This is a genomic window from Paraburkholderia sediminicola (assembly GCF_046026675.1).
GTDB lineage: Bacteria > Pseudomonadota > Gammaproteobacteria > Burkholderiales > Burkholderiaceae > Paraburkholderia > Paraburkholderia sediminicola_F.
Genome location: NZ_JAQQEY010000001.1, coordinates 2,102,961 through 2,115,414 on the forward strand (window position 1 = coordinate 2,102,961; position 12,454 = coordinate 2,115,414).

The 12,454-nt window shown below is 61.5% G+C and carries 11 protein-coding genes; 6 read left to right on the top strand and 5 right to left on the bottom strand.

The genetic code is table 11. The features are described from left to right. The first annotated feature begins 36 nt into the window (after positions 1–36). From PQQ86_RS09105 to PQQ86_RS09115, 3 genes are all read left to right on the top strand, one after another. On the top strand, positions 37–1,032 hold the full coding sequence (locus PQQ86_RS09105) for an AraC family transcriptional regulator (RefSeq protein ID WP_408265878.1): 996 nt from the start codon (positions 37–39) through the stop codon (positions 1,030–1,032). A gap of 296 nt (positions 1,033–1,328) precedes the next feature. After that, the gene (locus tag PQQ86_RS09110; protein WP_408265880.1) at positions 1,329–2,780 is read left to right on the top strand and encodes an APC family permease; all 1,452 of its coding nucleotides are present in this window, start codon (positions 1,329–1,331) and stop codon (positions 2,778–2,780) included. A gap of 157 nt (positions 2,781–2,937) precedes the next feature. Then, complete coding sequence (locus PQQ86_RS09115) at positions 2,938–4,152, top strand: porin (protein WP_408265882.1); 1,215 nt, start codon at positions 2,938–2,940, stop codon at positions 4,150–4,152. Positions 4,153–4,235: 83 nt separating this feature from the next. Here the strand turns inward: PQQ86_RS09115 and PQQ86_RS09120 are convergent, their stop codons facing one another. Together PQQ86_RS09120 and tam are read right to left on the bottom strand one after the other, a co-directional pair. Then, on the bottom strand, positions 4,236–4,601 hold the full coding sequence (locus PQQ86_RS09120) for a hypothetical protein (protein ID WP_408193370.1): 366 nt from the start codon (positions 4,599–4,601) through the stop codon (positions 4,236–4,238). A 163-nt stretch (positions 4,602–4,764) separates the two neighbouring features. Further along, the gene (gene tam, locus PQQ86_RS09125) at positions 4,765–5,541 is read right to left on the bottom strand and encodes a trans-aconitate 2-methyltransferase (protein WP_408265883.1); all 777 of its coding nucleotides are present in this window, start codon (positions 5,539–5,541) and stop codon (positions 4,765–4,767) included. A 157-nt stretch (positions 5,542–5,698) separates the two neighbouring features. Here tam and PQQ86_RS09130 point away from each other — a divergent pair, with 157 nt between their 5' ends. Then, positions 5,699–6,595, top strand: a complete 897-nt coding sequence (locus PQQ86_RS09130) for a LysR family transcriptional regulator (RefSeq protein WP_408265885.1) — start codon at positions 5,699–5,701, stop codon at positions 6,593–6,595. 15 nt (positions 6,596–6,610) lie between these two features. On the opposite strand, the gene PQQ86_RS09135 is transcribed toward PQQ86_RS09130, so the two are convergent. From PQQ86_RS09135 to PQQ86_RS09145, 3 genes are all read right to left on the bottom strand, one after another. Beyond that, positions 6,611–7,258 carry a GntR family transcriptional regulator gene (locus tag PQQ86_RS09135; protein ID WP_408265887.1) on the bottom strand — a complete coding sequence of 216 codons (648 nt, stop codon included), beginning with the start codon at positions 7,256–7,258 and terminating at the stop codon, positions 6,611–6,613. 107 nt (positions 7,259–7,365) lie between these two features. Further along, on the bottom strand, positions 7,366–8,751 hold the full coding sequence (locus tag PQQ86_RS09140; protein WP_408265889.1) for an aspartate aminotransferase family protein: 1,386 nt from the start codon (positions 8,749–8,751) through the stop codon (positions 7,366–7,368). 13 nt (positions 8,752–8,764) lie between these two features. Further along, positions 8,765–10,114 (bottom strand): glutamine synthetase family protein, encoded by a 1,350-nt coding sequence (locus PQQ86_RS09145; RefSeq protein ID WP_408265891.1) that lies wholly within the window; start codon positions 10,112–10,114, stop codon positions 8,765–8,767. Between the two features lie 187 nt (positions 10,115–10,301). On the opposite strand from PQQ86_RS09145, the gene PQQ86_RS09150 reads away from it, so the two are divergent. Continuing rightward, complete coding sequence (locus PQQ86_RS09150; protein ID WP_408265893.1) at positions 10,302–11,339, top strand: AraC family transcriptional regulator; 1,038 nt, start codon at positions 10,302–10,304, stop codon at positions 11,337–11,339. Positions 11,340–11,535: 196 nt separating this feature from the next. Continuing rightward, positions 11,536–12,429 carry an N-carbamoylputrescine amidase gene (gene aguB / locus PQQ86_RS09155; RefSeq protein WP_408265895.1) on the top strand — a complete coding sequence of 298 codons (894 nt, stop codon included), beginning with the start codon at positions 11,536–11,538 and terminating at the stop codon, positions 12,427–12,429. Positions 12,430–12,454 lie beyond the last annotated feature (25 nt).

A 12,454-nucleotide genomic window follows, 5' to 3' on the forward strand; every position in this document is an offset into this window, starting at 1 on the left:
AGCACACTAGCGAAGACTTGAGAGGAGACGCTCAGCATGAAAAAAGTCACGCTCAACGGTAGTTTCCCTATGATCCGCGCTGCGGTGATGGGACCGGTTGTGCGCGCACTCGATGCATCAGGCGCCAATTGCGACGCGCTGCTCGAAGCGTTCGGCATGAGCCGCAAGCTCCTGTCGAATCCCTACGAAATCCTGCCGCTTACGCGTTACGTGACAGCTTTCGAGCGCGCTGCTGAAGTACTCGGCGAACCGTCGCTCGGCTTGCGTCTCGGCAGCGAATTGCAGGTGACGGAGCTCGGGCCGGCGGGTCTCGTGTTTCTATCCTCGCCAACCTTGAATGCGGCAGTGCGCAAGTTCTCGCTCGCGCTCGCGTCGTGGCAGAACACCACGACCTGTGAGTTGCTGCGCGATGGCGAATGGCCGGTATGGACCTATCAGATCGCCAATCCGCAAATCTGGCCGCGCCGGCAGGACGCGGAATACAGCCTTTCGACGATGTGCCATATGATCCGGGCCGTGCGTGGCGCGGCGTGGAATCCGGCCGAAGTGCATTTCGAACATGCCGCGCCTGCTGACGTCAAACCATATGCACGCATTTTCCGCGTACCGGTGCGCTTTCAGCAGCCTTTCAATGGCGTGATCCTGCGTCCGTCGGATCTCGATGCGCCGCTCAAAAGCGCTGACACGCAAATGGCACGCATGATGGAGCGCCATGCCACCGATCTGATTGCGCGCGATGCAGTGCCCCACAGCATCGCCGACCAGGTGCGCGATCTGGTGACGCGGCGGCTCGCGCATGAAAAGCTGATCGTTGCCGACATCGCGAAAGATCTCGGTCTCTCGCATCGTTCGTTGCAGCGGCACCTGGCCGAGGCGGGGACTTCCGTGCGGCAGATCGTGCGCGAAGAACGGCAGCGCAGTGTGGAAGGACTGCTTGAACGTGAAGGGCTCACCAATGCTGCGATCGCTCGCGCAGTGGGTTATGCCGACGCAACCGTGTTGTGGCGCGCCACGCGTAACTGGAAAAAATAATAAAAGGTGGTGGCGCTGCAGTTGCTTTCATTCTGAAAGCACGTAAAGGCGCAATCCTCACACGAAAATAAAAACTTCCGTTTCCTAACTATTCACCGCGAACCACGGTTCCTGAGACGCTCGCGAGCATTGGCGCAATTTATCGAAAATTTGGCGCAGTTCGCGAAGTCGCTTTATTTTTTAGCTACCTACCATGCGCTCACACCGAAACTTCGAACGTCGGTCAAGCGAGCGTCTGGGCCAGCATTTCCAGGGTTTAGGCGAGTTCCAGACTAGCCAACAAAATAGAGGCAGCGATGAATGAACCCTACTCTCCGACCCGTCTGGTCGACGCGGAGAATCCCGTGGAACTGAAGGGCAATACACTGGGCCTATGGCAGATCGTGTTTCTCGTGATTTCCGCGGCCGCGCCGCTGACCGGCATGCTCGGCGCGGTGCCGCCCGCGATCAGTCTGGGCAATGGCGCCGGTATACCGGGCGCGTTTGTGATTGCCGGCGTCGTGCTGCTGATCTTTAGCGTGGGCTTCGCGTCGATGAGCCGCCACGTGGTGCGCGCCGGTGCGTTTTACGCGTACATCACCGCCGGACTTGGACGGCCGTTGGGCATGGCCGGCGCACTCGTCGCGCTGATGTCGTACACCTTCATCCAGATCGCGCTATACGGACTGTTTGGATTTTTCTGCACGGTGATTCTTTCGCCACTCCTGCACACGGCGATGCCCTGGTACGGTTATTCGCTGATCTGCGTGGCGGTGGTGCAATTCACCGGCATCCGCGGTATCGATCTGAATAGCCGGCTGCTCGGCGTGCTGATGTGTCTCGAACTGGGCATCCTGTTGCTGCTTGCGATTGCAATCGTCGTGCATGGGGGTGGCCCGAACGGCCTCACGCTCGCGCCGTTCGCGCCGGAGCATGTGTTCAGCGGCCACCTGGGCATTGCGGTGATGTTCGCCTTCGCGTCGTTTATCGGTTTCGAAGCGACCGCGATTTACGGCAAGGAATGCCGCGATCCGAAGGTGACCGTGCCACGCGCGACGTATATGTCGGTGATGCTGATTCTCGTATTCTTCGCTTTCGTCACGTGGACGATTGTTTGCGCGTACGGACTGAACGACGTGGTCGCGGTCGCGACGAAGCAGCCGGGCGACTTCTGGTTCATTCAATCCGGCAAGTACCTGGGCGGTGCGGTGACGACTGTGATGAGCTTCCTGCTGCTTAGCAGTATCTTCGCGAGCCTGTTGTCGTTTCATAACACGCTGGTGCGCTATATCCACGCGCTCAGCCTGGAGGGCATCCTGCCGCAAGTGCTCAATCGGGTGCACGAAAAGTACCGTTCGCCGTATGTTGCGAGCTATCTGCAAACGCTCTCCGCGTGCATTCTGCTCGGGCTCTTCATCGCGGCAGGCAGCGACGCGTTCAACATCGTGTTCAGCTGGAGTTCGGCGCTCGGCACGATCGGTATTGTAATGTTGCAAGCAGTGACGAGTTTCTCCGTCATCGCGTTCTTCCGCAAGACGCGCAAGGATACGCGCGTATGGCACTCGTTCGTCGCGCCCCTCATCGGTGGCATCGGCCTGCTGTATATCGGCGTGATTCTCGTGCGCAATCTCGATGCGCTCAGCGGCTCCGATAGCCCGATCGTCAAGTCTTTCCCCTGGATCGTATTCGCGGTGGCGCTCTTCGGCGTCGTGATCGGTCTCATCTTGCGTAAGAAGCGACCGGATATCTACGCGCGCTTCGGGCAGTAATCGAACAGCGCGCAAGGCACCCAGCGCGCGCTAGCTCGCCACGTTCTAACGATCGACTGTGGCCGTTCATTCCTGAGCGGCTGCGGAATGGTGTCGTTCGTTCGGGGCTTCCAGTTTGTTCTTGCTGATTTCACCACTCAACTTCCGGCTAAAAAATATGGCAGACACATTCGTCAAGCGCTCGGCGCTTGCGCTGGCCACCTGCGGCCTCGCGATGGGCGCACATGCGCAATCTTCGGTGACGCTCTATGGCACGGTCGACGCCGGCGTCGTGTACACCACCAACCAGCAAACGACGCTCGCCGACGGCAGCACCAATGGTCACGCGAATTATCAGTTGGCGGGCGGCAATCTGGTGCCGTCGCGTTGGGGCTTGACGGGCGCTGAGGATATCGGTGGCGGCACCACGGTGAACTTCACGTTGGAGAACAGCTTTCTGATCGGCAACGGCGCGATGTTGCAATCGAACACGCTGTTCAACCGCAACGCATGGGTTGGTTTGAACAACGGCACGTACGGCGCGCTGACATTCGGCCGTCAATACGATCCGTTCTCCGACTACATGGGGGCGTACGCATCGAGCAATAACTGGGCGACGCTGTACGGCTCGCATTTCGGCGACGTCGACAACCTCAACGAAGCGTTCAATTTCAACAACTCGATCAAGTACATCAGCCCGAGCTTCGGTGGTTTGACGGTGGGCGGGTTGTTCAGTCTGGGTGGCGTGGCGGGGAATTTTTCGCAGAACAAGGGCTGGGCATTGGCGGCGAATTACGCACAGGGGCCGTTGTCGCTGAGCGCGGGGTATCTCGAGTTGAACCAGCCGTTGCAGGCAGCGTTAGGCGGCACTACCGGGTACATCGGCGACTTCAGTTGCGCGAATGCCGACGCGTCGTATTGTCTGCTGCAGCAGGCGAGCAAGGTGAGGATTTTCGGAGTAGGGGGCTCGTACGCGTTTGGCAAGGCGAGCGTGGCGCTCACCTATACGCATACGCGTCTTTCTCAGAGCCAGTATTTCGCGAGTGCGGCAACGCCTGCGGGGCAAGATATCTCTTTCGACATTGCCGAGTTGAATACGACCTATATGGTCGCGCCGGATTTGCAGCTTGGTCTGGCGTATATTTTCAACGACGCCAAACCGAGCAGCAGCGCTTCGACCCGCGTGCACCAGATCAACCTTGGTGCGGTATATAGCCTGTCGAAGCGGACGGCGGTTTATGCGGTGGCGATCGGACAGAAATCTTCCGGCGCCGGGCTGGGGATCAATCCGTCAACGGGGCAGACGGAGAATCTGGCGCAGATTCCGAATATCGTCAATTCGAACACGGATAAACAACTCTCCGTGATTGTGGGTTTGCGGCACAATTTTTAATTTTTCCTGCGCGGCGCTGGCAAACAGATCAACGGAGCCAACGCCGCGTCCCGACTCACTCAACCTGCCGCGCGGGAAAAAAATTAATCTGCGAGGCGCTTGTCCGAAAGCGCGTTCTGGCAATCCGCCAGCACCTGTTTCACCAGCCGCGCCTGAGGGTCAAGCTCGTCTGTATCGAGAATTTCCTCGACCGCATCCCGCGCCCAATCGGCCTCGACAAATTTCGCGTGCCGCTGCGCAATCTCCAGTGCGGTTGCCGACAACCTGGCGATACTCAACCAGTCTGCTTCCCGGGACCGATAGTCGAGCCACTTATGAGCGGACTGCACGTGAAACGCCGCGTCAGGCCAGTCCTCATTGAGGTAATAAGCGCCCAGGCAGCCGCATGTGAGCCAGCACAACAGCTCCAAACGGTCACGTGGACTCAGATGATGGCGTACATCACTCATGGCGACGCTCGCTGCTGTAATTTGCGTTCCGGTGAGGACGGCAAGCCGCCCTCCGCTTACGTTACACAATATCACGCAGAATTCACGAGCGGCAATGCCTGACTGCCCTGGCGACTCCGACACCACAAACATCATGCGGCAACCCGCAGGCGGCCCGACCCCGCTAGCGCGTAGCGACGATAAACAGCCGCGGGAACGGCAGTAGCACGGTGCCATCAGCCTGGGCTGGATAAGCTCGCGCGATCGCATCCCGGTAGCGCGCGAGGAAGACGCCTTGTTCGCTGTCGTCGAGCTCGGCGAGGAACGGCCTCAGCGCACTGCCCTTGAACCATTCGACGACTGCGTCCGCGCCGCCCGCGAGCGGGTGATGGTAGACGGTGCGCCACACGTCGATCCGTGCGCACTGTGGCTTGAGCAACGCGTAGTACCAGTCGGCGCCGTAGCGCATGGTGCGTTCCACACCCCTCAGCTTGTTCGCCCAGGGGCCGTCCGCCGCGATTTCGCGCAGCAGACGGTGGGCGGGTTCGTCGAGGTTGTCCGGCATTTGCACGGCCAGATTGCCGCCCGGCGCAAGTTTTTTCACCAGCGACGGAAACAGCTGCTCGTGATTCGGTACCCACTGCAGCACGGCATTGGCGAGAATCAGGTCGTAGGGGCCGGGAGCATTCCACGTTTCGATGTCGCTCACTTCGAACTGGAATTGCGGCAGGCGCTTCGCGGCCGCCGCGATCATGTCGGCGGAGCTGTCCATACCGCTGACCGCCGCGCCGGGCAGGCGGCCCGCCAGTGCTTCGGTGGAGTTGCCGGGTCCGCAGCCGATGTCTACCGCCACTCGCACCTCCGTTGCCGGGACCGCCGCTAGCAGATCCCGGACTGGACGCGTGCGCTCGTTTTCGAACAACACGTACTGTTTTGCCTGCCAATTCGTCGATGAAGTCATCTCGCGCTCCTTTGTCCCGATTGCACCCGATTGCCGGACCGTTTTCGCCGACATCCACGCACAGTGTGCGGTGTCGAATCGATCCAATCCGCTCATTCTGTGCGGTGGCGAAGGTAGAGTAAAATGAATTTATCATTCCAATTCCTTCATTATTCTAATGAAAATCGACACGCTCGGCGTACAGGCGTTCGTTGCGATCGCGGATCGCGGCAGTTTTCAAGGCGCTGCCGATTCACTGCACGTCACGCAAACGGCCATTACGCAACGCCTGCGTAAGCTCGAAACGTATCTCGGCGTCACGCTGATCGAACGGACCACGCGTTCCATGGCGCTGACGGAAATAGGGCGCAATTTTCTGCCGCAGGCGCGCCGCTTGTTGGGCGAGCTTGCCGACGCGCTGGTGGAAATTCGTGAGACGGGAGTGGCCCGTCGCGGCGATGTGTCGATCGCCTGCGTGCCGACCGTGGGCGTGCAATATCTGCCACGCATTCTGCAGGCGTATGCCGCGCGCTATCCGCATAACCGCATCAAGATTCTCGATCATGCGTCGTCCGCGGTGGAGGAGGCGGTGCTGCGCCGCGAGGTGGAGTTCGGCATCAATATCGCCGGCGAGCATCATCCGGATCTTGCCAGCGTGCCCTTGACGGAAGACCGCTACGTGCTGATCTGCCATGAGGATCATCCGCTGGCGAAACGGCGGCGCATTGCCTGGCAGCAATTGCAATCGTATCCGCTGATTTTTGCCGGCGAGGTCAGCGGCAATCGCGCATTGCTCGATGTCGCGCTGGAAAAGAGCGAACTGTCGCTGCGCTCGTTTTATGAAGTGCAGCGCAGTTCGACTGCTGTGGGGCTGGTCGCTCAGGGTGTGGGTGCGGCGGTCGTGCCGGCGCTCGCCATTCAGAAGGGTGCGTATCCGACGGTTCGAACGGTTGAGCTCACGCATCCGGTGGTTTCTCGCACGCTCGTACTCGTGGCGCGTAGGACCGCTCAGTTGTCGCCGGCGGCGCAGGCGCTTTACGACATGATTCTTGACCAGGCGACGTTGAAAACGTGATTCCCGCCCCAGCCCTTACAAACACTGCGCCCGCAAACAACTTGCCGCATGACTCAGATCGTGCTCGATCGCGCGTCGCACGCCGGCTGCATCACGCGCCTTCGCGGCGCTCAGCAAATCGTCGTGGGCGTCGTTGAGCGTGGCGGCGAACTGCGCGTCGCCGAACAACAGATTCGAAATCGGCCCAACCTGCAGCCACACCGTTTCGATCAACTCGAGCAAAAGCGGCGAGCCGGCCGCGCGGTAGAGAATCAGGTGAAACGCTTCGTTGGCGTCGAGATAGCCCTTGGCGTCGGCCGTCCGCAAGGCCTGCACCATCTGTGCATTCAGTTTTTCCAGCGTTTCCAGATCGTGCGCGCTGAGATGCGGCACGCCCAGTTCGGCGGCCTGGCCTTCGAGAATCAGGCGCACGCGCAGCACATCGTCGAATTGTTCTTTCGACAGACGCGGCACCGTCACGCCGCAATTGGGCACGTTCACCAGCGCCGATTCGGCCGCAAGGCGCTGCAAGGCGGAGCGCACGGGCATCTCGCCCACTCCGAGTTCGGCTGCGACGTGACGGATCTTGATGCGCTCGCCCGGCACGAAGCGCCCGATCGTCAGCCACTGCCGCAGCGTTTCGTAGGTCTGGTCCTGCAGCGTGTGATGGCGCGAAGTTTTCATAAAGCTCGATGCGGGAGCCGAAAAAAGAGTGCAAAAAGGCCGAAAAAAAGGCGATAGAGTTTAGCGCCGGCTCGCGCTCAGTCAACCTCGATCTGAAAAAGCTCAGATCAGGTCAGTTCCGCAAGGCAAGCGTCGAATGTGGAAACCAGTCTGTCGACGTCCGCCGCCGACGTGTCGGGGCAGACCAGGATCATGTTGTGAAACGGCGTGATCAGCACGCCGCGATTGAGCAGGTATAAGTGCACGATGTGTTCCAGTTCCGGGTCGAGCTGGCGGCCGGCTTCGTCACCGTTGCGCGGCGGCGTCGGCGAGAACTGAAACTCAGTGCGGGCGCCGACTCGAGTCACACACCACGCGATGCCATGACGCGCGATCGCATCCTTCAGACCGGCCTCGATCCGCTCGGCGAGCGCGAACATGTGATCGTAGGCGGCGTCGGTCATGACCTCGGCGAGCGTTGCGCGGATCGCGCTCATCGCCAGCATATTCGCCGTGAGGGTCGTGCCGATGCCGGAGTGGCCGGGCGGTGCGCTGCGCTTGGCGTGCTGCGCGCGGGCCGCGAGTTCCGCGCTGAACCCGTACACGGCACAAGGAAAACCGCCGCCCACCGGTTTGCCGAGAATGAACAGATCGGGTTCGAGGCCGTACGCTCTTGTGTAACCGCCCGGCCCGCAACTGATGGTGTGGGTTTCGTCGATCGCGAGCAGCGTGCCGTAGCGGCGCATGAGCGTTTGCGCTTGCCGCCAGTAGTCCGGCTCGGGCAGCACCATGCCGATGTTGGTCATCGCGGGTTCGGCCAGCACGCAGGCCACGTCGCCATCTTTCAGCGCGTTTTCCAGCGCGGCCAGATCGTTGAATTCGATCACGCGCGTGGTGCCGAGCAGATCGTGCACCTGGCCGATCAGGCTGTCTCGCTGTTGCGGCTTGCCGTCGACGAGATCGACGAACACGTCGTCCACCGTGCCGTGATAGCAGCCGTTGAAGATCACGATCTGTTTGCGCCCGGTCGCCGCGCGCGCCCAGCGCAATGCAAAGCGGTTGGCGTCGCTCGCGGTCATCGCGAATTGCCAGTAGGGCAGCCCGAAACGGCGCGCGAGTTCTTCGCCGACCCACGCGGCGTCTTCGCCCGGCAGCATGGTCGTCAGTCCACGCTCAGCCTGGGCCGCCAGCGCGCGTGCCACGGGCGCTGGCGAGTGGCCGAACATCGCGCCCGTGTCGCCGAGGCAGAAGTCCGCGTAACGATGACCGTCCACGTCGGTAAACGCGGCCCCGCGTGCTTCGTCGACATAGAGCGAGAAGGGCGTCGACCAGTCGTTCATCCAGTGCAGCGGCACGCCGAACAACAGGTGATGCGCGGCGCGCTCGGATAGCGCGCGCGATGTCGGCATGGCTTCGGCAAACGCGCGGCGTTCGCGTTCGACGAGCGCTTGCGCGCGCTCCCAGTTGATGCCTTGGCGAGTATTCAAATCCAGCTTCTCCGATGACGTTTCCATAAACCGCCCGCACTCACACGAGCAGTTGCAGATGCTCGCGCTCCCACGCGGTAATGCCTTGCGAGAAGGTCTCGAACTCCTTTTCCTTCACCGCGCAATAGGCCTGCACGAATTTATCGCCGAGCACGTCCGCGAGTTCCGTGCACTTCAGGAGCGCCTTGAGCGCATCTTCGAGACCGCGCGGCAATTCATATTCGAGGTCGTAAGCGCTTTCGATCATCGGCGCCGACGCTTCCTGCTGCTCCACCATGCCGAGATAGCCACAGGCGAGGGTGGCTGCCATCGCCAGATACGGATTGACGTCGACACCCGGCACGCGGTTTTCGAGCCGCCGGCCGTCCGGTCCGGAGTTCGGCACGCGGATGCCGCAGGTGCGGTTGTCGTAACCCCAACGCACGTTGATCGGTGCTGCGGTGAAGCGCGACAGGCGCCGGTAGGAGTTCACGTAGGGCGCGAACATCGGCATGGCTTGCGGCATGTATTTCTGCAAGCCGCCGATGTAGTTGAAAAACAGCGGGCTCGGCGTGCCGTCGGGAAGTGAAAAGATGTTCTCGCCGGTTTGACTATCGACGATGCTCTGATGAATATGCATCGCGCTGCCGGGTTCATGCTCCATCGGCTTGGCCATGAAAGTCGCGAAAATGCCATGACGGAAGGCGGTTTCGCGCACCGCGCGCTTGAACAGGAACACGCGGTCGGCGAGATCGAGCGCGTCGCCGTGCGAAAAATTGATCTCCATTTGCCCCGCGCCTACTTCATGCACGAGCGTTTCGACACCGAGATGCGTGGTCTCGCAGAAGCGCGACAGGTCCTGGAAGAACGGATCGAATTCGTTGACGGCGTCGATCGAGAACGACTGCCGGCCGGCTTCGCTGCGCCCCGCGCGGCCAAGCGGCGGGCGCAGCGGTTCATGGGGATTCTGGTTCTGCGCGATCAGGTAGAACTCCATCTCCGGCGCAACCACGGGACGCCAGCCTTTTTCCTCATAGAGCTTCAGCACCCGTCGCAACACTGCGCGCGGGGAAATACCGATCGGCTTGCCGTCGAGTCCGACACAATCGTGGATCACCACCGCGACCTGTTCGATCGCCCACGGCACGAGCCGTACCGTGTTTGGATCGGGGATGCAGACCATGTCGGGATCGCTCGGTCCGACAAAGCGCTCGAAATCCGCGAACTCGCCGTTGACGGTGATCATCAGGAGCGCGTTCGACATGTGCATCTTGCCTTCCGAGAGAAACAGGTTCTTCGGCACGATCTTGCCGCGCGCCACGCCCGTCATGTCCGGTATCACGCATTCCACTTCGTGGATGCGGTGATGTTCCAGGAATTCACGCAGGTCGCCGCGTAGGTCGCTTTGCAAGGTTGACTCCAGTCGGTTGATGAAGACGGCGCGAAGCGCGGCTGCAAACCTTGCGCGGACGAGCTGCCTGTTCGGGGAAGCTGGGCGTTTTGCATCATGGGATTTGATCAAATCATGACACGGATTTTTCCTTTTAGGAAATTTGATCAAATATCATCGGTTGATCGAGGGAACCTGAGAATCACCCATGACCGATGCACCGTGCTCGCCACGCCCGTCGCCGGCCCAATGCGTTGCGACCTTGCATACGATTGCCGCCGCCGTCTCCTTGCTGGAGCGGCAGGGGATTGGCGCTGATGTGCTGCTGGCTGGAAGCGGCGTTAGCGAGGGCGATTTGCGTCAGCCGTCTGGGCTCGTCACGCACGCGCAGGAACTCATCGTCTTCGCCAACGCGTTGCAGGCTTGCGGCGATACGCGCATCGGCCTCGACATCGGCCGCGCCATGCATATCTCGAGCTACGGCATTCTCGGTTACGCGATGCTGGTGAGTCCCACGCTTGGCGACGCGCTGCAATGCGCCCAGGACTTTCCCTTACTGCTCGGGAGCTACTTCAAGGTTTCGCTGCGCCGCAACGCAGATGTAGCGGCGATCGTTGCCGCCAATTATCGCTACCGGCCGGATCTCGCCGTGATCAATACGGACATGTGTCTCGCGTCGATGTGGGCGGTGGTTTGCGACGTGCTGTCAGCGCGGCGCGCACCATCCGCGCTTGAGGTGACGTTCGGCGCACCCGCCCATGCGGACGCCTACGAAGAGCGGATCGGCCGCCACGCCACCTTCGACACTGCTGAAAACGCGCTGATTTTTCCGGCCAGCTGGCTCGACGAACCGTTACCCCTCGCCGAGCCGGTGAGCTATCTGATGTCGCGTCAGCAATGCGCGCAACTCGAGCGCGAATGGGCCACCGCGGCGGGCAACGACGTCACGGCGCGCAGCCTGCGCCTGCTGTATTCCGACCCATGCCGCTACGGTTCGCTGCGCTCGCTTGCCAATGCGCTGTGCGTGTCGGAGCGCACACTCAGACGGCGTCTCGCGGGCAGCGGCTCCGCCTTCCAGGCGCTGCTCGACCGCGTGCGCCACGATCTCGCGCTCGATTACCTGGTGCGTACGCGCCTGTCGATGTCGGATATCGCCGAGCGGCTCGGCTATAGCGAGACGGCCGGCTTCCGGCACGCGTTTCGCCGCTGGACCGGCCGTTGTCCGAGCGACTACCGCTGCGCGTAGCCTAAGGTTCTGTCCTGAGTCCTATTGAGCGCACGGTGTCAGCGGCGCGGCTGCTGGCTGTCGTCGAGTCACGCTCCAAAGTTATGTCGCCCCGGACAGATTGGCCACATTTATCCCCTCGATGACCGTTTCCCCGTTATCGCCCAGCCGCGTTCCTCGGGCAGAATTTTCCCAGACAACGCAGAGGAGACAGGAGATGCGAGCAGTCAGTGTGGCGGCAATCCAGTTGGCGGTACGGGGGTGGGATCGCGAGGAGAATCTCGCGCAAGCCGAGCGCCTGGTGCGCGAAGCGGCGGCACAGGGCGCGCAGGTGATCCTGCTGCCCGAGCTTTTCGAGCTCCCGTACTTCTGCACCGAACAGGATTCAAAGCACTTCCGCCATGCGCTGCCGTTCGACGGCCATCCCGCCATCACGCGCTTTAGCCGCGTCGCGGCAGAGTTGAACGTGGTCCTGCCGATCAGTTTCTTCGAACGCGCAGGCAACGTCTTCTACAACACGGTGGCGATGATCGACGCCGATGGCAGCGTGCTCGGCCGCTACCGCAAAACTCATATCCCCGACGGTCCCGGCTACAGCGAGAAATACTACTTCACCCCCGGCGACACGGGCTTTCGCGTCTGGCCGACGCGTTACGGCACGCTCGGCGTCGGCGTCTGCTGGGACCAGTGGTTTCCGGAAACGGCTCGCGTGATGGCGCTCCTCGGCGCTGAACTGCTGTTCTACCCGACTGCGATCGGCAGCGAACCGCAAGACACCGCGCTCGACAGCAGCGCGCACTGGCAACGCGTGATGCAGGGCCACGCAGGCGCGAACCTCGTGCCGCTGATCGCCGCGAACCGTACCGGCCGCGAGCAGGGCCGCGACTTCCCGCAGCGTTATTACGGCTCGTCGTTCATCGCCGATCAGTACGGCGAGCAAGTGCAGAAAGCGGGGCGCGACGAACCCGCGATCCTGCTTCATCGTTTCGATCTGGATGCGGTCGCCGCGACTCGTCATGCGTGGGGCGTGTTTCGCGACCGGCGTCCGGCCTGCTACGGCATCCTCGCGACGAGCGATGGCGAGCACCGTGCCCAGGAAGGGGTAGTTTGAGTGTCGTATCCACGAACGTGGCCGG

What these genes read in the sequence shown, in the direction of transcription:
- PQQ86_RS09105 (WP_408265878.1), top strand. Translation starts at nt 37, where the DNA reads ATGAAAAAAGTCACGCTCAACGGTAGTTTCCCTATGATCCGCGCTGCG.
- PQQ86_RS09110 (WP_408265880.1), top strand. Translation starts at nt 1,329, where the DNA reads ATGAATGAACCCTACTCTCCGACCCGTCTGGTCGACGCGGAGAATCCC.
- PQQ86_RS09115 (WP_408265882.1), top strand. Translation starts at nt 2,938, where the DNA reads ATGGCAGACACATTCGTCAAGCGCTCGGCGCTTGCGCTGGCCACCTGC.
- PQQ86_RS09120 (WP_408193370.1), bottom strand. Translation starts at nt 4,601, where the DNA reads ATGAGTGATGTACGCCATCATCTGAGTCCACGTGACCGTTTGGAGCTG.
- tam (WP_408265883.1), bottom strand. Translation starts at nt 5,541, where the DNA reads ATGACTTCATCGACGAATTGGCAGGCAAAACAGTACGTGTTGTTCGAA.
- PQQ86_RS09130 (WP_408265885.1), top strand. Translation starts at nt 5,699, where the DNA reads ATGAAAATCGACACGCTCGGCGTACAGGCGTTCGTTGCGATCGCGGAT.
- PQQ86_RS09135 (WP_408265887.1), bottom strand. Translation starts at nt 7,258, where the DNA reads ATGAAAACTTCGCGCCATCACACGCTGCAGGACCAGACCTACGAAACG.
- PQQ86_RS09140 (WP_408265889.1), bottom strand. Translation starts at nt 8,751, where the DNA reads ATGGAAACGTCATCGGAGAAGCTGGATTTGAATACTCGCCAAGGCATC.
- PQQ86_RS09150 (WP_408265893.1), top strand. Translation starts at nt 10,302, where the DNA reads ATGACCGATGCACCGTGCTCGCCACGCCCGTCGCCGGCCCAATGCGTT.
- aguB (WP_408265895.1), top strand. Translation starts at nt 11,536, where the DNA reads ATGCGAGCAGTCAGTGTGGCGGCAATCCAGTTGGCGGTACGGGGGTGG.